The following is a 22,869-nucleotide window of genomic DNA, read 5'->3' on the forward strand; positions in this document are numbered from 1 at the left end:
TCCGGGAAGGACGGCGTGAGGCGCGCCGATTCGCCGTCGGAGAGGACCGCTGCTTACCCCTCCCTTCACCGCCGAAAACCTGGACGGACGCGGAATCCGCTTCTTCCCTCGTGGAACGAGGAAAACGGGTCGCGGTCGCGGGAGTCGCTGCTGTGCGTCCCGTCCGGGTCATCGCCGACGACCTGAGTGAATTCGCCGTACGCGAGTGCCTGCTCAGACCTTCGGCACAGACGGCGTCACAAAAGCACAGCGTTCGCCGGGATGCGCGGCAATCGCAACCTGCGCAGCACATGTACACGGCACACGCAACCGATGCGGCCCGGACTCCGGTTCTCCCCCGGAAACCGCCGTGGCACCGAACCGGACGTCGCGTACCGGGATCGAGCCCTCGTCCTCACGGGTGAACCTCCATTCGGGTGACTTGTCGGCCCATCCGAGGAAGAAGAAATCCCGCCGGTCCGGGCGCGCCGGGCGGGACGTTGCGACGCGAGCCGAGTGGCAACCCGACGGTTGCCGAATAAAACTGAAAGGCGTGGTTTCGTGATCAGGTGAGAGTGCACGACTTCGTGGCTTCTGGCTCTCTCGGCTCGGACTTGGCCGAGCCCGAGGCACCGGAGCGTCCACTGGCCGATGGTTGCCGAAATCTGTTTCGAGGAGCTCGAATGGCGGAGAAGTCTGCCGAGGTCACGATGTGCGAACCCGACGAACCAGCGGTCGCCGTGTCCGATGACGCCGCCTCGGCCACGCAGGACACGGAGAGGAAGTTCGCCGAAGTACTCGCCGATCTCGTGAGCAGCGAACAGGTTTCGTGCGACAGTCACTTCTTCAACGATCTCGGCGCCAACTCGATGGTCATGGCTCAGTTCTGCGCACGGATCAGGAAGCGGCCGGATCTGCCGTCCGCCTCCATGAAGGACATTTACCGGTACCCCACGACCCGAAGCCTCGCAGCGGCTCTCCTGGACGGCCATCCCGCTTCTGGCGCGGTAGCGCAGCCGACAACCCCGTCGGTGGCCGTGACGTCGGAGACGAAGGCGCCCTCGGCCGGCACTTCGGCCTATGTCCTGTGCGGAACACTCCAGCTGCTGGTCTTCCTGGCGTATTCCTTCGTCACCGGGTTGGTCGCCGCGCGAGGCTACGAGTGGGTTTCCACCGGTTCCGGACTCTTCGACACGTACGCGCGGTCTTTTGTGTTCGGCGGCGTCAGCTTCGTCGTGGTGTGCACGTTCCCGGTCGTGGCCAAATGGATCCTCATCGGGCGCTGGAAGCCCCGCGAGTTCCCGATCTGGAGTCCGGCCTATCTGCGATTCTGGATCGTCAAGGTACTTCTCCACGCCAACCCGATGATTCTCTTCATCGGGAATCCGCTGTACGTGCTGTACCTGCGGGCGCTCGGCGCGCGGATCGGCAAGGGGGTCACGATCCTCTCCCGCCACGTCCCGGTCTGCACCGACCTGCTCACGATCGGCGCCGGCACGGTCATCCGCAAGGACTCGCACTTCCTCTGTTACCGGGCGCACGCCGGCCAGATCCAGACCGGCCGGGTCACGCTCGGCCGGGACGTGTTCATCGGCGAGAAGACCGTGCTCGACATCGACACCACGATGGGTGACGGAGCGCAGCTCGGACATGCATCGGCTCTGTACCGCGGCCAGGTGATTCCGGACGGCGAACGCCACCACGGTGTCCCGGCACAGCCGACGGAGATCGACTATGTGAGGGTCGAACCGGCCCGGTGCGGCACACTGCGCCGGACCAGCTTCGGTTTCGCCACCCTGCTTCAGCTGTTCTTCCTGTACATCCCGCTGGCTGTCGGCGGCATGTACATGCTGTTCGTGGAGGTTCCTGCGCTGGGCGACCGACTGGACCCGGACACGGGCGGATTCACGCCGTCGGAGTTCCTGATCGACGCGTTGACGCTGTCCGCCGTGCTGTTCTTCGGCTTCCTGGTCGTGGGCCTCGCCGGTCTGTACACCCTCCCGCGCCTGGTGGGTCTTGCCGTCAAACCCGACAAGGTCTATCCGCTCTACGGCTTCCAGTACGCCGCGCACCAGGCGGTCTCCCGCATCACGAACATCAAGTTCTTCGCCTGGCTCTTCGGTGACAGCTCCTACATCGTCCCCTATCTTCGCGGCCTGGGATACGACTTGTCATCGGTGGAGCAGACCGGTTCCAACTTCGGCACGGATGTGCACCACGAGTCCCCGTATCTCGTTTCCGTCGGCAGGGGAACGATGGTGGCCGACGGGCTTTCCGTCATCAATGCGGATTACTCGAGTACGTCCTTCAAGGTGTCACGGGTGTCGATCGGAGCGCACAACTTCGTGGGAAACCACATCGCTTATCCCGTGGGTGGCAGGACCGGTGAGAACTGCCTGCTGGCAACGAAGGTGATGGTTCCCCTCGACGGTGAAATCCGCGAAGGGGTGGGGCTGCTCGGCTCGCCGCCCTTCGAGATTCCCCGGTCGGTGGAGCGCGACTCCCGCTTCGACCATCTGCGGACCGGAGACGAACTACATCGCAACCTGTCCTCGAAAAATCGCTACAACCTCCGCTCGATGGCTTTCCACCTGCTCCTGCGGTGGCTGCACACCTTCTTCCTGACGGCGCTCGCACTTGCTTCTGTCGGCATGTACGGCGTCATCGGACATGTGGTGATCGGCGCATACCTGGCGATCACGCTCGGGTTCACCGCCCTCTATTTCACCCTCCTGGAGCGCTGCCTCACGTCATTCCGCTCGCTGCGCCCCCAGTTGTGCTCCATCTACGACCCGTACTTCTGGTGGCACGAGCGCCTGTGGAAGGTTCCGGACGAATACCTCAACGTCTTCAACGGCACCCCCTTCAAGAACGTCATCTGGCGACTGCTCGGTGTCCACATCGGGCGCAGGGTCTTCGACGACGGCTGCCATGTGACCGAGCGGACGCTCACCTCCATCGGCGACGACTGCACGCTCAACGCCGGGACGAAGATCCAGTGCCACTCCCAGGAGGACGGCACCTTCAAGTCCGACCACATCACGGTCGGTGCGGGTTGCACTCTCGGAGTCGGCGCACTGGTGCACTACGGCGTGACCATGGGCGACGGCGCCGCACTGGCCCCCGACTCCTTCCTCATGAAGGGCGAGGAAGTCCCCTCGAACGCGCGGTGGGGCGGAAACCCCGCCGTCGAGATGACGCATGCCCCCGCAGGAATCCGTGGCATCGCACCGGCATCGCCGGCACTGACGTCCGCGGCGGACGACCCCGCCGTGGCAGGGAAATGAGGAAGGCCCTCCGATGGGAGCGCACGTGCAGACTGACCGGGAGTTCTGGAGCGGTGTGCTGACCGCCGGCGGCTTCACCGCGGTTCCGCGATGGGTGGCGGAGCCGGTGACGGGGGTCGCCGAGTACGAGGCGCCGGTGCCGGACGACGTGGCGGCCGAGGTGCGGGACCTGGCGCGGCACCTTCGGGTGCCACTGAGCGCCGTCCTGCTGGCCGCGCACGCCAAGGTGCTCGCCGCACTCTCGGGTGAGCGGGACGTGGTGACGGGTTACCACGTCGCCGGGACGGGGCGCGGGCCGCTGCCGTGCCGTCTGACGGTCCCGTCCGGGTCGTGGCGACTGCTGGTGTCGAGCGCGCATCGCATCGAGTCGGAGTTGCTCGCGCACCGCGAGTACCCGGTGGACGAGCTGCGCCGGGAGTCGGGGATGACCGGGCCGTCGTACGAGGTCATGTTCGACCCCGCGGGACGTGAGGGCGGCCTGGTCGACGACGCGACGCTGGGCGTGGGCTGGTGTGACCGGGGCGGGCGGCCGGTGCTGCGGCTGCGGTGCCGCACGCAGGTGCTGGACGCCGAGTCCGCGGGCCGCGTCTGCGGCTACCACCTGACCGCGCTGGCCTTGATGACGGCAGATCCGGACGCCGACCACACCCGGCAGAGCCTGCTGTCGGCCGAAGAGGTGCATGACCAGCTCGAGGGGCTCGCGGGACCCCGGCGGGACCTGCCTCGGATGCGGGCGCACGAGCTGTTCGAGCAGCGGGCGCGGGAGCATCCGGAGGCCGTCGCGGCCGTGCACGGCGATCGGGCGTGGACGTACGGGGAGCTCAATGCGCGCGCGAACCGGCTGGCGCGGGCGTTGCTGGCGCAGGGCCTCGACCGGGAAGCCGTGGTGGCGGTTGTCACCGAACGCAATCTCGACTGGCTCACCGCGGTGCTGGCGGTGTTCAAGGCCGGAGGCGTCTACCTGCCGATCGAGCCGCATTTCCCGGCCGGCCGTATCTCGGCGACCCTGTCCCGTGCCGGGTGCAAGCTGGTGCTCACCGAGCCCGGCAGTACGAAGAACCTCGACGAGGCCCTGGCCACCCTGCCGGGGATCGAGCGACTTCCGATCGAGGCGGCGTGCGCGGACGGCCACGGCGACACTGATCCCGCGGTGGAGGTCGAGGCCGATCAGCTCGCCTACATCTACTTCACCTCCGGCTCGACCGGCGAGCCGAAGGGGGCGATGTGCGAGCACGCGGGCATGCTCAACCATCTGTTCGCCAAGATCGACGACTTGGGCATCGATCGGGGGCAGGTGGTCGCCCAGACCGCCCCGCAGTGTTTCGACATCTCGCTGTGGCAGTTGCTGGCCCCCCTGCTGGTCGGCGGGCAGACCCTGCTGGTCGAGCAGGCGGCGATCGTCGACGTGGAGCGGTTCGTCGACACCGTCGTCCGCGGCCGCGCCGCAGTGGTCCAGGTCGTGCCCTCCTACCTGGAGGTCGTGGTGTCGTACCTGGAGCAGCACCCACGCGCCCTGCCCGATCTGAGGTGTGTGTCGGTGACCGGCGAGGCGTTGAAGCACGAGCTGATCGAGCGCTGGTTCAGGCTCCAGCCTCGGATCAAGCTGGTCAACGCCTACGGACTGACCGAGACCTCGGACGACACCAATCACGAGATCATGGAGGGCGTGCCGGACGGCGACCGGGTGCTGCTCGGACATGCGGTCAACAACGTGCGCGTCTACGTCGTCGACCAGCAGCTGTCTCTGGTGCCGCTGGGCGCTCCCGGGCTGATCGCGTTCTCCGGGGTGTGCGTCGGCCGCGGCTACATCAATGATCCCGAACGCACCCGTGCCGCCTACCTGGAGGACCCGTACCGGCCGGGCGAGCGGCTCTACCTGGGGGGTGACTGGGGGCGCTGGCACCCGGGCGGCAAGCTGGAGTTCCTCGGCCGCCGGGACAGCCAGGTCAAGATCCGTGGTTTCCGTATCGAGATCGGGGAGATCGAGAACACCCTGCTGCGGGTTCACGGGGTGCGAGACGGTGCGGTCGTCGTCGCCGAACGGGCCGGCGACAGCAAGCACCTCATCGCGTTCTACACCGGCCGGCGCCTGCAGGTGGAGGAACTGCGCCAGGCACTCGGTGCCGCGCTGCCGGGCTACATGGTCCCCTCCGCCTTTCACTGGCAGCAGGGCCTGCCGCTGACCGGCAACGGGAAGATCGACAGGAAGGCCCTGACCGCGCTGGCCGAACAGGCCGGGACGGGACCGGGCGGCGACACCGGCGGGGAGCAGCATCACCTGCCCCGTACCCCGACCGAGCGGAAGCTGGCGGCCGCCTGGGCCGAGCTGCTCGGCGTCCCCGAGCACCACATCGGCAGGCAGGACCACTTCTTCGACTCCGGCGGCACCTCGCTGTCGGCCGTGAAGCTCACCATCGCACTGGACCGTGCGGTGTCCCTCAAGGACATCACCCGCAATCCTGTGCTCGCCGATCTCGCCGCGCTGCTCGACGGCACGGCCCAGCAGCAGGCGGAGCTCTTGCAGCCCCTGTCCGTGCAGGACGGCGTACCCGAGTCCGCCCTCGTGTGCTTTCCGTACGCGGGCGGCAACGCGGTCAACTACCGGCTGATGGCGCGTGCTCTGACGGGCAGCGGGACCTCGGTCTACGCCGTGGACCTGCCCGGTCACGACCTGGCCGCCCACGACGAGCCGTTCGCGCCGATGACGCAGGTCGCGGAGCAGGTCGTCACCGAGATCGTGCGGCGCGGGCTGACCAGGGTGGTCCTCTGGGGCCACTCCTCAGGAGCCGCGCCGGCCCTGGAGACGGCGCGGAGACTGCGGCAACGGGGAATCGACGTCCCGCGGGTGTTCATCGGCGCCCAGCTGCTCGGCACCGTCGCCGACCGGCGTGCCGCGGTCACCGAACTCACGCGGCGGAGCAGCGCCGAGATCGCCGCGGACCTCACCACGGACAGCGGCTACACCGAGCTGGGTGAGCTGAGCGCCCAGCACGCCGAGCATCTCGGTGCCGCCTACCGGCACGACTGCGTGTCCGCCCACCGCTATTTCGCCGACGCCCTCGAGAGACCGCCGTCCGTGAAGCTCTCCGTTCCGGTCACCGTGGTCATCGCCGCGGACGACCCCTACACGACCGGATTCCGCGACCGGTACCGCGACTGGGAGCACCTGGCCGACCACGTGGACCTGCACGAACTCGCCGACGGCGGCCACTACTTCCTCCGCACCAGGCCGAACGAAGCAGCACAGGCCGTCCTGGGAACAGCCGAACTACTCGCGTCCTCTTGAGCCTCCACGAGCCTCCTGAGCGGCAACCGAAAGGAAAGCAGATGTCGTCCTCCTCATCCCTGGCCCCCGTGCTCGAGGTGGAGCTGGAACCGGACAAGCCTCCGATCATCCGTGTGGAAACCCCCGCAGATGCCTCCGGCTGGGCTGCCGAGTACCGCAACGCCCTGCGCGCGCAGATCACCGAACACGGGGCGGTCCTCGTCCGTGGGCTGGGGCTGCGGGACGCGGATCAGGTCCGCGCCGTCTTCGCGGCACTGGCCGGTGACCTCATGACCGAGACGGAGGCCTTCGCACCGCGCACGTCCTACGGCCCCGGGCTGTACTCCTCCGCCACCTGGCCGGCCAACCAGCCGATGTGCATGCACCACGAACTGAGCTACACGCTGGAGGTTCCCGGCCTGATGCTGTTCGCGTGCCTGACCGCGCCCGGCGAGGGCGGGGCGACCGCGGTGGCGGACGCGGAGCGAGTACTGCAGGCGCTGCCCAGCGCGGTCACGGAGCGGTTCGAACGTGAGGGCTGGCTCCTGACGCGCTCCTACAATGAAGAGATCGGGGCTTCGCTGGAGGAGTCGTTCGGCACCGGGGACCCCGAAGCCATCGAGCGCTACTGCGGCGCACACGGCATCGACTTCGAGTGGCAGTCCGACGGCTCCCTGCGCACCCGGCAGGTTCGCAGTGCCGTGGTCCGGCACCCCCTCACCGGGCGCCGCTGCTGGTTCAACCAGATCGCCTTCCTCAACGAGTGGACGCTCGCCCCGGAGGTCCGCGAGTACCTGGTCGACATCTACGGCCAGGACGGGCTGCCGTTCAACACCCGCTTCGGGGACGGCACCCCGGTCGGCGAGGACATCGTCCGCATGCTCAACGAAACCTATGAGGAGCACACGCGACGTGAGCCCTGGCAGGACGGCGACCTGATGCTCGTCGACAACGTACGCACCGCACACAGCAGAGAGGCATTCAGCGGGGAGCGCGAGGTGCTGGTCGCCATGGCCGACCCCCGGCGCCTGACCGACGGATACCCGACCCCGGAGGCGAGCCGGCGATGACCCGCACACCCTCCCCCGCCACCCAGCAGTCCACCTCGAACGGGGCCCCGGCGCCGACCTTCGCGGTCATCCCCGGCGCCCAGGTGCAGCAGGCGCTCCGTGGACGCGAGAAGCAGATCATGGAACTGATCGAGACCGCCTACCGGCTGCACGGCGCGGGGGACTCGGTCAATCCGCCGTCGTACTTCCTGCGCTTCCCGGACCGCCCCACGTCCCGGATCATCGCCCTGCCGGCCTCCATCGGCGGGTCGGTGCACGTGGACGGCCTGAAATGGATCTCCAGCTTTCCGTCCAACGTGGAAGCCGGACTGCCCAGGGCCTCCGCGGTGCTCATCCTCAATGACCATGACACCGGGTACCCCTTCGCCTGCATGGAAAGCTCCATCATCAGCGCCACCAGGACCGCGGCGTCCGCCGCGCTGGCGGCCGACTGGCTCAGCCGCGGCAGACCGCGCCCCGCCCGGGTCGGATTCATCGGCACCGGTCTGATCGCCCGCTACATCCACACCTTCCTGACCGGCACCGGCTGGACGTTCGAGAGCGTCGGCGTACACGACGTGTCCGCGGACAGCACCGCCGGCTTCTGCGGCTATCTGCGGCAGGCGGACAGCGCGGAGGACACCGGTCGGGTCACCGTCCACGACACCGCCGAGGAGCTGATCCGCTCCAGCGACCTGGTGGTCTTCGCCACCATCGCCGGAAAGCCCCACATCACCGACCCGGCCTGGTTCAGCCACCATCCCGTGGTCCTGCACGTGTCCCTACGGGACCTCGCCCCCGAGATCCTGCTCGAGTCGGCCAACTTCGTCGACGACGTCGAGCACTGCCTCAAAGCCGACACCTCCCCCCACCTGGTCGAGCAGCTCACCGGGAACCGCGACTTCCTGGACGGAACCCTCAACGACGTCATGACCGGACGCGTGACCCCCCCGGCCGACCGGCCAGTGGTCTTCTCGCCGTTCGGGCTGGGCGTTCTCGACCTGGCAGTCGGCAAGTACGTCTACGACGAAGTCGCGCTGGCCGGACACCTCCACCTCATCGACCACTTCTTCCACGAGCTGCGCCGATACGGCTGAACGCCTGTCCCCTCGGCTCCGGCACCAGGAGGCCACCGTGCCCGTCATCTCCGCTCCCTATGCCTTCAACGAAAGCCAGCTCTACGTCGACCTCGAGTCGATCTTCGGGCGCTCCCTCTACCTGAAGTGCGAGGGTTTCAACTTCGCCGGCTCGATCAAACTGAAGGCCGCGATCGAGATGGTGGAGACCGCCGAGCAGGACGGAATACTGAAGCCGGACTCGGTGCTGGTCGAGTCGTCCTCGGGAAACCTGGGCGTTGCGCTCAGCATGATCGCCGCCAGCAAGGGCTACCGGTTTCTGTGCGTGACGGACTCCCGGTGCAACCTGTCCACCCGACTGCTCATGGAGGCTCTCGGCAGCGAGGTCCACATCATCGCCGATCTGGACGCCAACGGAGGCTTCCTCGGCGCCCGCATCGACTACGTACGCGCCCTGTGCGAATCCGACGACCGGTACGTGTGGCTCAGTCAGTACACGAACCCCGGCAACTGGCAGGCGCACTATCGCAGGACCGCCCCGGAGATCGTCCAGAACTTCCCGCGGCTGGACGTGCTGTTCATCGGTGCGGGCACGACCGGGACCCTGATGGGCTGCGCCCGGTTCTTCCGGCACTGGCACCGGCCGGTTCGGATCGTCGCGGTGGACAGCGTCGGCTCGGTGAGCTTCGGCGGCGAGCCGGGCCGCCGGATGATTCCCGGCCTCGGCATGAGCATGCGCCCGCCCCTGCTCGACGAGTCCTACGTGGACGAGGTCATCAGGGTCGAGGAGGCGGACACCATCCGGACCTGCCACCGCCTGGCCAGACGCGGGTTCCTGTTCGGCGGCTCCACCGGGACGGTGGTCAGCGGCGCGATGGACTGGCTGTCCCGGCACGACTCACGCCGTCTCACCGCGGTCGCCATCGCCCCGGACCTCGGTGAGCGCTACCTCGACACCCTCTACCAGGCCAACTGGCTGGAGGACCTGTACGGCGAGCACATACTCGACTCCGAGGAGATCACCGCCGGCTCCCGCAGAGCCGAGCCGAGGCCACGGGCGTCAGGGCGCCGGCGCAAGCACTAGACGCCGTCCTGGTCGGTGCGGCGGCCGTGGCAGATGGACGCGTCGGCGACGCCGACGAAGGCGAGGGGCTGTCCATCAGCGATCCGAACTCGGCTCCGCCGCGCCGCCCGAGGTCGATTCGGGTTTCGTGTGGAGGACTTCGCGCGCCTGCTCCGCGGCGCGGGTGATGCTCTCGGAGACGAAGTCGAGGAAGCGTGCGATGTTCTCGAGGCGGGTGCCGGCCGGGGTGCCCGGGCCGAAGATGTCGACGCCCTGCCGTGCTGTTTCGACGAGCTGGGCGGTGCTGCGGGCGCTGGCCATCATCGACTGGTACCAGATGTCGTCGTCGACGATGTAGCGCTCGCGGCGGCGTTCGTCGCGTTCCCGGCGAATCATGCCCTGCTCGTCGAGGAACGCGACCGCCTTGGAGACGGACGCCGGGCTGACCTGGAGACGCTGGACGAGTTCGGACGCGGTGACGCTGCCCGTGTCGCTGAGGCAGATGCAGGCCATCACCCGGGCCATCATCTTGGGCGTGCCGGACTGTATGAGGACGGTGGTGAACACCTCCTCGTACTCGCGCACCGCCTCGGCGTCACGCCCGTAGGGCTGCGCGGGCGTCGTCGAGTCCCGGGGCGCGGTCTGTCTGCGGCGGTGGGCGCGGTGTTCGGTGGCGCGGTGAGCGAGGTCGGCGCGGTAGCCGGCGGGGCCGCCGTTGCGCATGACCTCGCGGGTGATGGTCGAGGTCGGGCGGTCGAGGCGTCTGGCGATCTCCGCGTAGGCGAGGCCGTCGGCCAGTCCCAGCGCGATCTGCTGGCGTTCCTGCTGGGTGAGTCTGCCTCCCGGCATCGCGGGTCTCCTTCGTGGTCCGTAGTGACTCCACTATAGCGTTCACTTTCCATCCATTGCAACGACCAAGGTGAGGGTTGTTGCATTAGATTCCGAACCATTGCAACGATTTCTAGGTCCCCACCTGCATTGATGGCGTTCCTACGCAACAGATGCGTTGCTACTTCAGTGAATGCAACGTAGCGTTTCTGGCGTCGGAAACAGCGGTCCGAAGGAGCGCACGATGCAGAAGAAGGAGAGCACCATGCAGAGGTTCGACACCCCGCCCCGGTCTCGGCCGTCCTCGACATCCCCGCGGGACACATCCGGTTCATCGCCGCCGACCGGGCCGACACCACGGTCGAGATCCTGCCCGCGGACGCCTCCAAGAGCCGCGACGTGAAGGCGGCGGAGCAGACCACGGTCGAATACGGCGACGGTGTTCTGCGGATCGAGGCCTCACAGGCGAAGAACCGGATCCTCGGCGCTTCCGGATCCGTCGAGGTGACCGTCCAGCTTCCCGCCGGCTCCCGTGTCGAGGCGAAGGCGGCCGCCGCCGGGTTCCGGGGCGTCGGACGGCTCGGCGACATCGACTACGAGGGCGCGCAGGGCTCGGTCAAGCTCGACGAGACCGCGAACGCCCGCCTCACCCTTCAGGCCGGCGACGTCTCGGTCGGTCGCCTGGGCGGCCCCGCGGAGATCAGCACCCAGAAGGGCGACATCCACATCGCCGAGGCCGTGCGCGGCACCGTCACCCTGCGCACCGAGCACGGCGAGATCTCGATCGGCGCCGCCCCCGGGGTGTCCGCCTCCCTGGACGCCGGCACCGCCTACGGCCGGATCCACAACGCGCTGAAGAACGCCGAAGGCACCGCCGGCCTGGACATCCACGCGACCACCGCCCACGGCGACATCACCGCCCGCAGCCTGTAAAAGGGAGAGCTCCTCATGACCGATCCGGCCATCGCGGCGAACGGGCTGCGCAAGTCCTACGGCGACAAGGTCGTGCTCGACGGCGTCGACCTGACCGTCCCGGAAGGAACGATCTTCTGCTTGCTCGGCCCGAACGGTGCCGGCAAGACCACCGCCGTCAAGATCCTCTCCACCCTCATCTCCCCCGACCCCGCCAGTGGGCGGATCCACGTCGGCGGCCACGACCTCGCCACCGACGCGCAGGCCGCGCGCGCCGCGATCGGCGTCACCGGACAGTTCTCCGCCGTCGACGGTCTGATCACCGGCGAGGAGAACATGCTCCTCATGGCGGACCTGCACCACCTGTCCAAGCGCGAGGGGCGGCAGGTCACCGCAGAACTGCTGGAACGGTTCGACCTCACCGAGGCCGCGAAGAAGCCCGCCTCCACCTACTCCGGCGGCATGAAGCGCCGCCTCGACATCGCCATGACCCTGGTCGGCAAGCCGCGGATCATCTTCCTCGACGAGCCGACCACCGGCCTCGACCCGCGCTCCCGGCACACCATGTGGCGGATCATCCGCGAGCTCGTCTCCGGCGGCACCACGGTCTTCCTCACCACCCAGTACCTGGAGGAGGCCGACGAACTCGCCGACCGCATCGCCGTGCTCAACGATGGCAGGATCGCCGCCGAGGGCACCGCCGAGGAGCTGAAGCGGCTCATCCCCGGCGGACACGTCCGGCTCCGCTTCACCGACCCGGCCGCCTACCAGTCCGCCGCCTTGGCCCTGCGCCCCGTCGCCCGGGACGACGAGGCGCTCGCGCTGCAGATCCCCAGCGACGGCAGCCAGCGCGAGCTGCGCTCCATCCTCGACCGGCTGGACTCCGCCGGCATCGAGGCCGACGAGCTGACCGTGCACACCCCCGACCTCGACGACGTCTTCTTCGCCCTGACCGGCGGCGCCGGCGTCCCCCACCAGTCCAAGGAGGCTGTCCGATGAGCTCTCTCGCCCTCGCCGTCCGCGACTGCTCCACGATGCTGCACCGCAACCTCCTGCACGCCCGGCGCTATCCGTCCATGACGCTGAACCTGCTGCTCACCCCGATCATGCTGCTGCTGCTCTTCGTCTACATCTTCGGCGACACCATGAGCGCGGGCATCGGCGGCGGTGGTCCGGACCGCTCCCAGTACATCGCCTACATCGTCCCGGGACTGCTGCTGATGACCGTCGGCAGCACCGTGGTCGGCACCGCGGTCTCCGTCTCCAACGACATGACCGAGGGCATCATCGCCCGCTTCCGCACGATGGCGATCCACCGCGGTTCCGTGATCGTCGGACATGTCATCGGCAGCGTGCTGCAGTCGATCATCAGCGTGGTCCTCGTCGGCGCCGTCGCCGTGGCCATCGGTTTCCGCTCCACCGATGCCACCGCCCTGGAGTGGCTCGCGGCGCTCGGACTGCTCGTGCTCTTCGCCATGGCGCTCACCTGGATCGCCGTCGGCATGGGCCTGGTCAGCCCGAACGCCGAGGCCGCCGGCAACAACGCCATGCCGCTGATCCTGCTGCCGCTCCTGTCCAGCGCCTTCGTCCCCATCGACGCGATGCCGGGCTGGTTCCAGCCGATCGCCCAGTACCAGCCGTTCACGCCCGCCATCGAGACCCTGCGCGGCCTGCTGCTCGGCACCGGGATCGGCAACAACGGATGGCTCGCCGTCGTCTGGTGCCTGGGCCTCACGGTGCTCGGCTACCTCTGGTCGACCTCGAAGTTCAACCACGACCCGAAGTAACCGCCATGACAACGCGGGCCGCCTCCCGCACCTCGTACCACCCCAGGGCGGCGTACACCGACACCGCGTCGGAGTACGCCGCCCCGTTCGTGCGCCAGGAGGGCAGCCCGAGCGCGGTCACGCGGACCGCTCCTCGATGCGCCGATGCCGGCCCGTCAGCCGGAGCCGTTGGGATGCAGGACCACCTTGGTCCAGCCGTTGTCACGGTGGTCGAAGTGCTCGTAGCCCGTCGGTGCCTCGTCGAGCCGGAGTTCGTGGGAGACCACCCAGCCCGGCTCGGCCTTGCCGCCAGCGATCAAGTCGCGCAGAGCCCGGTTGTACTTCTTGACCGGGGCCTGCCCGGTGCCCATCTTCTGACCCTTGAACCACATCAGGCCGTAGTCGGTGGGTATCTTGCCCTGAGCTTCCAGCTCGTTCTGCGCCTCGGCTCCGCCCGGGTCCTCGGGGATGAACACGCCGACCACTCCGATGGCGCCGGTGAACCGCACCGCGTTGATGAGCCCGTTGAGGGTGAGGGACGCGTCCTCGTGGCCCTGTGTGTCGTGCGCCTGGTACCCGACGCACTCGCAGCCGTTGTCGGCGCCCAGGCCAAGGGTGGCGTCCTTGATGACCTCGACCGGGTCCTGCTCGGCGAAGTTGATCGGGATGGCACCGATCTCCTCGGCCTTGCGCAGCCGGTCCTCATGGAAGTCGACCACCCAGACCCGGCCGGCACCCTTGAGGATCGCCGAGTACGCGGCCATCAGCCCTACGGGACCGGCGCCGTAGACGACGGTCTGGTCCCCGGGCTTGACCTCGGCCATCTCGGTGGCGTGGTAGCCCGTGGGGAAGATGTCCGCGAGCATCACGTAGTCCTTCTGGCGTTCGGCCGCGTCCTCACCCAGGCGAAGGGCGTTGAAGTCCCCGTAGGGCACACGGAGGTACTCGGCCTGACCTCCCTGGTAGGGACCCATGTCCGCGAACCCGAACGCGGCACCGGCCGCGGACGGGTCCGGCTGCATCGTCAGACAGTAGTTCGTCAGGCCTCGTTCGCAGTTCTTGCAGAACCCGCAGGCGATGTTGAACGGCAGGACGACGTACTCGCCGACCTGGACCTTGCGGACCGCCGGCCCGACCTCGACCACCTGACCCAGGTTCTCGTGTCCGAAGACCCTCCCGGGCTCGAGCGAGGTCCGGCCCTCGTACATGTGCAGATCCGAACCGCAGATGTTGGTAGTGGTGATCTTCACCAGGATGTCGCAGGGGTGTTCGATCTTGGCATCCGGCACGTCCTTGACGGCGACGTTCCGGGGTCCTTCGTATACCGCTGCCTTCATGGTGTCTCTCCCAAGCTGCACGGAGGGGGCGCGGACTTGTGGCCTGCTGGGGCCGGTCGCCCTCGGCGGCGGCGCTCCCGTCCCACGGACCGCGCCAGGACCCGCCGGGTACCCGATCGGCCGCGCTCCCACACGCCGCCGCGGGGCCATCACCGGCCCGGCGCACCGGGCGCGCATCGGACCGCAGACCGGCTGTGTCAGCGCCCCATGGCCGCCCGGGTCGGCGTCTGCCCGCAGCGCACGCCGGCGAAAACCCATTGCCGCCGTCCGGGCGCCGCTGAGAGTGTCGGGGCCATGCCCACCTTCTCCGCGCACGACGGGACCAGGCTCGCATACCACGCGTTCGGAGACGGCGTCCCCGTGGTGTGCCTGCCCGGCGGCCCCCAGGACTCCGCATACCTCGGCGACCTCGGAGGCCTGTCCGCGCACCGGCAACTGATCATGCTGGACATCCGGGGAATCGGCGGGTCGGCGACCCCCGAGGACCCCGTCTCCTACCGCTGCGACCGGCTCGTCGACGACGTGGAGGCGCTGCGCCGGCACCTCGGCCTGGAGCGGATGGATCTGCTCGCCCACTGCGCCGGAGCCAATCTCGCGGCCCAGTACGTGAGCCGCCATGCGGAACGAGTGGACAAGCTCGTACTGGTCACGCCGAGCGTCAGGGCCGTCGGGATCACGATCACCACCGAACTCCGGCGCGAGACCGCGCTGCTGCGCAGCGACCAGCCGTGGTTCCCGGGCGCGTTCGCGGCCCTCGAAGCGATCCTCGCGGGTCGGGGCACCGACGAGCACTGGCAGGCCCTCGCGCCGTTCTCCTACGGCCGTTGGGACGAGACGGCCCGCGCCCACCGGGCTGCCGAGGACGAGCAGCTGAGCATGGAGATCGTGGCAGCGTTCGGTGCCGAAGGCGCCTTCGATCCGGAGGCCACCCGCGCCGCCCTCGCCCGGTTCACTCCACCGGTGCTGCTGCTGGCCGGCGAGGTCGACACGGGAGCCCCTCCCCGTACGACGGCGGAGTTCGCCGGGCTGTTTCCGAACGCGCAGTGCGTCGTCCAGCCCGGAGCGGGCCACTTCCCGTGGCTCGACGACGCGGCCACGTTCGTGGCGACGACCACGGCGTTCCTCGGGCAGGGGACCACTCGGTCCCGGTGACCCGCCTTGCCGCCAAGCCTCCGTGCCGCGAACTGCGGCCGCCCCGTAGCGGCGCCTTCCCTGACAGTCCATGGGTGGGGACCGCCGTCCCGGTCGTCCTGCCGCCGCCAGGACGTGGCCCTCAGCGGGACCCCGTCCTCAAGGCGGCAAGACTCGCGTCCGGCAGATGGATCCACCCCTCCTGCCGAGCCGCCGCACGCTCGTCGGGAGAGTGCGGCCACACGGTGCCGCCGCACTGGACGGCGCGGGCGACCAGGGCACAGACCAGGGCGTCCAGATGGTCATGGCTGTCGGCGCACCGCGCACGCACCTGCTCGGGCAGCGGCAGCCCGAGGCCCGCCTCGACCGCTGCGACGATGTGCTCCCGGACGACCCGCGCCTCGGGCGCCCCGCTCTTGTAGCTGTGGGCCGGGCGGATCCCCCAACGCCGCAGTGCGGCCGCCGGGTAGACCTCGGCGACCGGTCCCGATCCGTCACGGGGCACGGTGACGCCGGCCGCCGCCAGCGCGTCCAGCAGATAGGCCGCCCGCAGCGCCACCACACCCAGCAGGTCGGTGGACACCGACAGCGGTGGCCGCATCGACGTCGCCTTCCAAGTGAGGTCGTCGGTCAGCCGGAAGCGCAACGCGTCCAGACCTGGTCTTCCGTCCGCACGAGCCTCGAACCTCACCGGTGGCGGCAGCCGTACACCCTGGTGGTGGGCCGCGATGGTCGCGACGAAGTCCGACGGCCAGCCGAGAGGACAGTCCAGTCCGGTCTTGTCGGCCGCCCGGACGATCGCCAGCAGTTCGTCGTCCCCGTCGGGCACCACGAACTCCACTGTCACTTCACCCCTGGCGCCCCAGACCGTCCGGCACACAGCGGTACGCCGTGCACTCGCCGCCAGGTCGACGCCGACCGTCACCACCTGCCGCCGCATCATGCCGAAATCCTTCCGCAGCCCGCGCTCGTGTCGACTTTTCCCGCTGAGGCACACATGCCCAGCGGGTGAACCGTGCGCGTGTCCGCCGGTTGCCGGGGCATCCGGGTTCCGGGAGGTCGAGATGAAAACGAGTGCCATGGGCCCGTCCGGCCGGATGGCGGCGCGACGTGCCGCGAAGGGCTCTGTGACACGGGGCGCCGCCCGGGCCGGGCTGACCGCACGCGGGGTGATCTACCTGCTGATCGGCGTACTGGCGTTGCGGATCGCCTTCGGTGACAGCAAGCAGCAGGCCGATCGCGGCGGCGCCGTCGCCGAGATCGCGCACGAGCCGTTCGGCGCCGTCCTGCTGTGGGCGCTCGGCATCGGGCTCGCCGGCATGGCGCTATGGCAGCTGTCCGAGGCGGTGTTCGGCTCGGTCGGGCCGGACGGCGGCAAGGCGAAGCAGCGACTGCCGGCGCTGGTCCGGTGCGTGTTCTATGCGTTCGTCGCCTACTCCGTACTGCTGTTCGCCGCGGGCGCCGGAGACGGCGGCGGGTCCAGCGACGAACAGTCCCGGGACGTCACCGCCAAGGTCCTTGGAATGCCCGCCGGCCAGTGGATCGTCGGGATCGCCGCGGCCTGCGTCATCGGAACCGGCGTGTGGATCGGGATACGGGCCGTGCGGCGCGACTTCCACGAGGACCTGAAGCTGGGCGAGATGTCCCCGAGGGCCCGGCGGCTGGTGGACATCACCGGTGTGGGCGGCGGCGTGGCGTGCGGACTGGTGTTCGCCGCGGCGGGGGCCTTCGCACTGCGGGCGGCGATCAGGTACCGGCCCGACCAGGCCAAGGGACTGGACGACACGCTCCGCTCGTTCGCCGGCACCCCGTTCGGGCCATGGCTGCTGGCGCTGGTCGCCGTCGGCGTCGCTCTGTTCGGGCTCTTCTCCTTCGCGCTGGCGCGCTGGTCCAGGCTCTGAGCCACGGCTTCGTCCGGTCCTGGGGCACAGCTGCCTCCGGGCCCGCCGGCACGTCTGTCGCCGTACCGCGGGGAGTCGCCGACCGTGCGGGCCGCCGGTCCCCTGTGCCGGCGGCCCGCACGGGATTCACCGGGCGAAGCCAGGAACGGCCGCCCGAGACTGTGGTGTCGGTCCGAAAACGGCGCCCCGCGCGGGCCAGGACCACCGCGGAGAACCCGGCCACGATGCGCGGGAGCGCGGCCATGCACCGGCTCATCGACCTCGTCGACCTCGACGAGCGATGGCAAGTCACGGTCTACACGGTTACCCGATGCCCTCGGCCACGGCCACCCCAGCGCGGGGGCGGCGGAGCCCATCCGAGAACATGACGCGCGTCGGTTGAAGTTTGCGTCAGTAGGGCCCTGCGCTGCTATGGGTATAACTGCGTACGCGGACGGGTGGAGAGGGACAAGTGACGTACGGGCGGGGCAATGCCTATGAGCGCATGTTGTCGGTGGCCGTGGCAGCGCTGCACGAGCGTGACCCGGACCGGCTGTGGCCGCTTCTCGCCGAAACCCTGCCGGGCGTGTGCGGTGGCGAAGCCCTGATCTACAAGCTGGACGAGTGGAACGAGAGCAGCGGCACGGTGGGCCTGCCACCCGGCGGGGCGGCGGCGTTCGAGCTGCTCGATGAGGAGTCCATGGGACTTCTGCGGGCCGGCTACCCCTTCGCACAGCACTACGCGACGGAACACGACCGGGCGCCTGTCACGGCCCGTCAGGCCGCCGGGACCCGATGGCCTTCGAGCCCGACCGCACGTTTGATCGGCGAACTCATGGACGTGAACCATGTTCTGGCGATCCCGCTGCCCGGGTCGAGCACGCCGGTCACCGGATGCCTCATCTACCGCTCCGGCAAGGACTTCGACGACGACCACATACGCCTGGGCCGGCAGATGCAGCCCCTCCTGGCCGCTGTCGAGCAGCAGCGGCGGCTACTGCAACGCTGGCAGCGGACGGTGGTCCGGGCGGACACCGCGGCTGCCCCTGACGGACCCGCCCAGGACTGCGATCTGACGCCCCGGGAGACCACCGTCCTTCTGCTCCTCACGGACGCCCTGACCGCCGCGGCCATGGGGCGCCGTCTCGGGATCTCCAGCCGTACGGTCCACAAGCACGTCGAGAACATCTACCGCAAACTCGGCACACGCGACCGCATCAGCACAGTGCTCCGCGCCCAGCAGCTGGGCCTCGTGCCCACGCCTGCCTCGCCCCGGCCTCCGCGCCGCGGGCAAGGACCCGAAGCCGGAACGTCGTCCGGGACCGCCGCGTTCCTTCCCTAGCGACCGTGCCGCCCCGCACGTGTCGCGGACGCACATGCGCTACTGGGCACGGGCCACGAGGAGGGCCACGTCGTCGTGGTCGTCCGGGTGGCGGAGCCCGTACAGCAGGAGGTCGCAGGTCTCTTCCAGCGGACGGGAGGGTTCGTCCAGGAGACTCAGCAGGAGGTCCAGGCGGTCGTCGATGGGGTGGTGGCGGGTCTCGACGAGTCCGTCGGTGTAGAGGATCAGCAGATCGCCGGGGCCCAGGTCGACGGTGGTGGTCTCGAAGGGGACGCCGCCGACACCGAGCGGAGCTCCGGGCGGAAGGTCCAGCAGGGTGGGTGCGCGTCCGGGACGCACCAGAGCGGGCGGCATGTGTCCTGCGTTCGCGATGTGGCACTGCCTTCGCTGCGGATCGCACACGGCGTAGACGCAGGTGACGATGTAGTGCTCCAGATCGCAGGTGATCTTGTCCAGGTGCTGGAGCACCGCGTCGGGGGCGAGGTCGAGGTCCGCGTAGGCGCAGGTGGCGGTCCGCAGCCGGCCCATGGTGGCGGCGGCGTCGATGCCGTTGCCCATGACGTCGCCGACCACGAGCGCGGTCTTGTCGTCGGCCAGGGGGATGACGTCGTACCAGTCGCCGCCCACCTCGCTGGTGGCCTGGGCGGGCTGGTAGCGGGTCGCGAGTTCCAGACCGTTGTGGTGCAGCGGGTGGTTGGGCAGCAGGCTGCGCTGGAGGGTGAGGGCGGTGTTGCGCACGCTCTGGTACCACCGCGCGTTGTCGATGGCCACGGCGGCGCGACCGGCCAGCTCACTGGCGAGTACGACGTCGTCGTCGTCGAACGGCAGGGGGTTGCGGGTGCGCTTGAGGTCGAGGGCCCCGAGCACCTCGCCGTGGGCGATCAGGGGCACGGCGAGGTAGGAGTGGACGCCGGCGCGAGCCAGCAGCGAGGTGCCCTCGGGGTCACGGGCGATGCGCATCAAGTCGTTCTCGCCCACGTGCCGCACCAGGACCGGCCGGCCGGTGTGGACGCACAGGGTGACCAGTCGGTCGCTGTCGTAGGTGGCCAGGTCACCGGGCGGATCGGCGGCACGGAGGGCCACGGTGGGGTGCGCCGCCTTGAAGGCGAGAGCACGGAAGAGCTCGGGGCCGCTGTCGGGTGTGCCGGTGCGGCGGCAGGCGAGGGCCGAGTCGAGCACGTCCACGGCGACGATGTCGGCGAGAACGGGGGCCGCGATATCGGCCAGTTCGCGGGCGGTACGGTCCACCTCCAGGGTGGTGCCGACGCGGGCGGAGGCGTCGGCGATGAGGGCGAGACGGCGTCGCGCCCGATCGGCCTCGGTGGCCGCCCGATGGCGCTCGGTGATGTCCACGACCGAGATCGCGCCGCCAAGAATGCGTCCGCCCGGGTCGTCCAGCCGGTAGAAGGAGATGGACCAGGCGTGGTCGTGGTCGGGATCGGCGGGGGTGCGGCCGACGGAATACTGGTCGAGGATCGGGGTTCCGGTGGCCAGGACCTGGTGCAGGGCGGACACGATGGTATCGATGTCGGGGATGGACAGGGTGTCTTTCAGATGACGGCCGATGTGCTCGTGGGCGGGCAAGCCGTCGATACGCTCCAATGCGGGATTGATCAGAAGGAAGCGCAGCTCGGGGTCCAGGAGGGCGAGGCCGATCGGAGACTGGTTCACCAGCCGCTCGCACAGTGCCAGGTCGGTCTCCACGCGCTGGAGTGTGCGGTGGTCGGCGGCGATGCCCAGGGCGAAGACGTCCCCGACGTCGTTCAGCAACCGCATGTTGCGGAACTCCATCAGCCTGGTATGGCCGTCCTTGTGCCGGATGGGAAACGCGCCCGCCCAGCTGCGGCCGGTCTGCATCACCTCGGCGAACAGGGTGAGGACCGCCTGGAAGTGCTCCGGCTGGATCAGCAGGCGCGCCGCGTAGCTCCCCAGGGCCTCCTCCGCGGTGTAGCCGAACAGTTCCTCGGCCTGCGGGCTCCAGAACACGATGCGCCCTTCGGAGTCCAGCACCACCGCCGCGACACTGAGGAGGTCCAGCAGCCCGGTCGCCCCGGACTGGTCGCCGTTCACGTGGAAGGATTCGGTTTTCATCCCAGATCTCCCTCCGTGTGCCGACATGAACCGCGGGCGGGATCCGCCATGTTCCATGGCCGGCTTCCGGTCGTTCCATGCTGTTTTTCGCCGAGTACCCAACCCAGCCCGGATGCGACTCGTTGACATGCACAGGTGGTCCGCCGGACGCGGCCCCCCGCGGTGGACGAAGAGGGCGGCAACCGACCGGTCACGGCCGCGCACGGTCAGTCGCGGTGGCGGTCGAGGTCCCGACGACGGTTCTCGGCTCCCGGTACCGATGCGGCTGTGCAGTGCTTTGTCGCTCCCCCCGCTTACCACCGCAGTACGTGCACTGCCGCAGTATGTGCACTGCGGCGTGCGGGACCTACTCTGCGTGATCTTTATGTCGTAGGATCGACCAAAGATCCTGACATGCCCTTTGCGGAGCAATGACCGGGTCGATCTGACGGACCGCATCAGGCCGGTTGTGTTGGACCATGCCCTGCCAGGAGTTCTTGTGCACAGGCCGAGTGAATGGATCCGCCGGGGCTCTACCCGGGCGCCGGGCCGTGCGACCACGTGCCCCCCGGGTCCCCCGAGGCCTGTGCCGATGTGGGCTCGCCCCCTGCGGAGCGACGGGTGATCGAGCCTGGCCGCCGTCGCGCCGAGGACCGCCGTGCGCCCCAGCCGAACAACTCGGGCATGCAGGTGCCCGCCCCGCCCGCATGGATGCGCTGGCTGCCGGCCATGTACGTGGCCATCGTCCTGGCCATCGAGCCGGTCACTCCCGTGCAATGGCCGGTGAGTTTCCTGCTCATCGCGCTTCCCCTGGTCGCCGCCTTCGCCCACGGCCCCACCACGGTCGCCGTCGTCACGGTCTGCGCCATCGCCCTGGAGGCCCTCCTTGCCGGCACCCCGTGCTGTGCGGGCCGCTCGGTGGGTTTCCTGTGGGAGCGCCACTATGTGGCCGCGTACATCTCCACCGCCCTGATCGGCGCCCTCGGCGCCATCGTCGCCGCCCACCGCACCCGCCGGGAGCGAGCCCTCGCCACGGTGCGCGCCGTGGCCGAAACCGCGCAACGCGTCCTGCTGCGCCCGGTCCCCCACCGCCTCGGCCAGGTCTGTGTGGAAACCCTCTACCTCTCCGCCGCCGCGGAGGCGAACATCGGCGGGGACCTGTACGAGGCCGTGCCCACCACGCACGGGGTCCGCCTGCTCATCGGTGACGTCCGGGGCAAAGGCCTGGTCGCCGTGGAGACGGCGGCGACCATGCTGGGCGCCTTCCGCGAGGTCGCCCACGACGAGCCGGATCTGGCCGCGGTCGCACACCGGGTGGAGACGAGCATGGCCCGCCGAGCCGCCGAGCTGCCCGGCAGCGAGATGGCGGAGCGCTTCGTCACCGCGGTGTTCGCCGAGATCCCCGAGGACGAACCCGTCGTGCGCCTGGTCAACTGCGGCCACCCACCGCCCCTGCGCATCGGCCCGGGCGGGGTCACCGAGCTGGAATCGGCCGATCCCTCGCCCCCCATCAACCTCGGCGTTCTGATCGGCGACCACTACCGCGTGGAAGTCGAGTCCCTGCGGCCCGGCGACCAACTGCTGCTCTACACAGACGGTGTCACCGAGACCCGCGACCCCGACGGAAACTTCTACCCCCTGATCGAACGCCTCCGGGAATGGGGCGCACTCCCGCCCCGTGAGCTCCTGGACCACCTGCACCAGGACCTGCTCGCCTTCAGCAACGCACATCTGGACGACGACACCGCCGTACTCGCCGCCTACCGCCTCCCCGACCCGGCGGACCAGCTGATGCAGCTCTGAGGTCTGCCGAGCCGCCCGAGCGGTCCCCAGGTGGTCGACAGGGAAAGCGGCCAGCGGCCGCACGGCACCGTCCACCCGAAT

Annotated in this window: 17 protein-coding genes; 12 read left to right on the plus strand and 5 right to left on the minus strand. The window is 69.3% G+C overall.

The annotated features are described in order from the left end of the window. Positions 1-662: 662 nt before the first annotated feature. The 5 genes from ABZ904_RS08800 to sbnA are packed head-to-tail and all read left to right on the plus strand — an operon-like array spanning position 663 to position 9,740. Complete coding sequence (locus ABZ904_RS08800; RefSeq protein ID WP_361822133.1) at positions 663-3,266, plus strand: Pls/PosA family non-ribosomal peptide synthetase; 2,604 nt, start codon at positions 663-665, stop codon at positions 3,264-3,266. 13 nt (positions 3,267-3,279) lie between these two features. Continuing rightward, the gene (locus ABZ904_RS08805) at positions 3,280-6,552 is read left to right on the plus strand and encodes an amino acid adenylation domain-containing protein (RefSeq protein WP_361822136.1); all 3,273 of its coding nucleotides are present in this window, start codon (positions 3,280-3,282) and stop codon (positions 6,550-6,552) included. A 41-nt stretch (positions 6,553-6,593) separates the two neighbouring features. Continuing rightward, positions 6,594-7,601, plus strand: a complete 1,008-nt coding sequence (locus tag ABZ904_RS08810) for a TauD/TfdA family dioxygenase (RefSeq protein ID WP_359392701.1) — start codon at positions 6,594-6,596, stop codon at positions 7,599-7,601. After that, the gene (sbnB, locus tag ABZ904_RS08815) at positions 7,598-8,677 is read left to right on the plus strand and encodes a 2,3-diaminopropionate biosynthesis protein SbnB (protein WP_360997328.1); all 1,080 of its coding nucleotides are present in this window, start codon (positions 7,598-7,600) and stop codon (positions 8,675-8,677) included. Before ABZ904_RS08810 ends, sbnB begins: the two co-directional genes overlap by 4 nt. A gap of 37 nt (positions 8,678-8,714) precedes the next feature. Next, complete coding sequence (sbnA, locus tag ABZ904_RS08820) at positions 8,715-9,740, plus strand: 2,3-diaminopropionate biosynthesis protein SbnA (protein WP_359392697.1); 1,026 nt, start codon at positions 8,715-8,717, stop codon at positions 9,738-9,740. Positions 9,741-9,815: 75 nt separating this feature from the next. Here the strand turns inward: sbnA and ABZ904_RS08825 are convergent, their stop codons facing one another. Then, positions 9,816-10,568: a helix-turn-helix domain-containing protein gene (locus tag ABZ904_RS08825; RefSeq protein ID WP_360997330.1), complete on the minus strand. Its 753-nt coding sequence runs from the start codon at positions 10,566-10,568 to the stop codon at positions 9,816-9,818. A gap of 303 nt (positions 10,569-10,871) precedes the next feature. Between ABZ904_RS08825 and ABZ904_RS08830 the strand changes: the two genes are divergently transcribed. The 3 genes from ABZ904_RS08830 to ABZ904_RS08840 are packed head-to-tail and all read left to right on the plus strand — an operon-like array spanning position 10,872 to position 13,246. Then, positions 10,872-11,480, plus strand: a complete 609-nt coding sequence (locus ABZ904_RS08830) for a DUF4097 family beta strand repeat-containing protein (protein WP_360997427.1) — start codon at positions 10,872-10,874, stop codon at positions 11,478-11,480. 15 nt (positions 11,481-11,495) lie between these two features. After that, positions 11,496-12,458, plus strand: a complete 963-nt coding sequence (locus tag ABZ904_RS08835) for an ATP-binding cassette domain-containing protein (protein WP_359392693.1) — start codon at positions 11,496-11,498, stop codon at positions 12,456-12,458. After that, positions 12,455-13,246, plus strand: coding sequence for an ABC transporter permease (locus ABZ904_RS08840; RefSeq protein WP_360997332.1), 792 nt, complete (start codon positions 12,455-12,457; stop codon positions 13,244-13,246). The genes ABZ904_RS08835 and ABZ904_RS08840 overlap by 4 nt, the downstream gene beginning before the upstream one ends. Here ABZ904_RS08840 and ABZ904_RS08845 read toward each other — a convergent pair. Together ABZ904_RS08845 and ABZ904_RS08850 are read right to left on the minus strand one after the other, a co-directional pair. Next, a complete protein-coding gene (locus ABZ904_RS08845) occupies positions 13,227-13,367 on the minus strand; it encodes a hypothetical protein (protein ID WP_359392689.1) in 141 nt (46 codons plus the stop codon). The two genes, ABZ904_RS08840 and ABZ904_RS08845, sit on opposite strands and share 20 nt — an antisense overlap. A gap of 34 nt (positions 13,368-13,401) precedes the next feature. Continuing rightward, a complete protein-coding gene (locus ABZ904_RS08850; RefSeq protein ID WP_359392687.1) occupies positions 13,402-14,562 on the minus strand; it encodes a glutathione-independent formaldehyde dehydrogenase in 1,161 nt (386 codons plus the stop codon). A gap of 294 nt (positions 14,563-14,856) precedes the next feature. Between ABZ904_RS08850 and ABZ904_RS08855 the strand changes: the two genes are divergently transcribed. Continuing rightward, positions 14,857-15,714: an alpha/beta hydrolase gene (locus tag ABZ904_RS08855; RefSeq protein ID WP_361822139.1), complete on the plus strand. Its 858-nt coding sequence runs from the start codon at positions 14,857-14,859 to the stop codon at positions 15,712-15,714. A 121-nt stretch (positions 15,715-15,835) separates the two neighbouring features. On the opposite strand, the gene ABZ904_RS08860 is transcribed toward ABZ904_RS08855, so the two are convergent. Then, positions 15,836-16,636, minus strand: a complete 801-nt coding sequence (locus ABZ904_RS08860; RefSeq protein WP_359392683.1) for a DUF429 domain-containing protein — start codon at positions 16,634-16,636, stop codon at positions 15,836-15,838. Between the two features lie 121 nt (positions 16,637-16,757). Here ABZ904_RS08860 and ABZ904_RS08865 point away from each other — a divergent pair, with 121 nt between their 5' ends. Further along, complete coding sequence (locus ABZ904_RS08865; protein ID WP_359392681.1) at positions 16,758-17,594, plus strand: DUF1206 domain-containing protein; 837 nt, start codon at positions 16,758-16,760, stop codon at positions 17,592-17,594. A 484-nt stretch (positions 17,595-18,078) separates the two neighbouring features. Then, positions 18,079-18,915: a LuxR C-terminal-related transcriptional regulator gene (locus ABZ904_RS08870; protein ID WP_359392877.1), complete on the plus strand. Its 837-nt coding sequence runs from the start codon at positions 18,079-18,081 to the stop codon at positions 18,913-18,915. A 39-nt stretch (positions 18,916-18,954) separates the two neighbouring features. Here ABZ904_RS08870 and ABZ904_RS08875 read toward each other — a convergent pair whose 3' ends face one another. Further along, entirely contained in the window at positions 18,955-21,006 is a 2,052-nt protein-coding gene (locus ABZ904_RS08875; protein ID WP_359392679.1) for a SpoIIE family protein phosphatase, read from the minus strand. Between the two features lie 690 nt (positions 21,007-21,696). Here ABZ904_RS08875 and ABZ904_RS08880 point away from each other — a divergent pair. Beyond that, on the plus strand, positions 21,697-22,788 hold the full coding sequence (locus ABZ904_RS08880) for a PP2C family protein-serine/threonine phosphatase (RefSeq protein ID WP_359392875.1): 1,092 nt from the start codon (positions 21,697-21,699) through the stop codon (positions 22,786-22,788). Positions 22,789-22,869 lie beyond the last annotated feature (81 nt).

It is taken from the genome of Streptomyces sp. NPDC046900, from assembly GCF_040644975.1.
Lineage (GTDB): Bacteria > Actinomycetota > Actinomycetes > Streptomycetales > Streptomycetaceae > Streptomyces.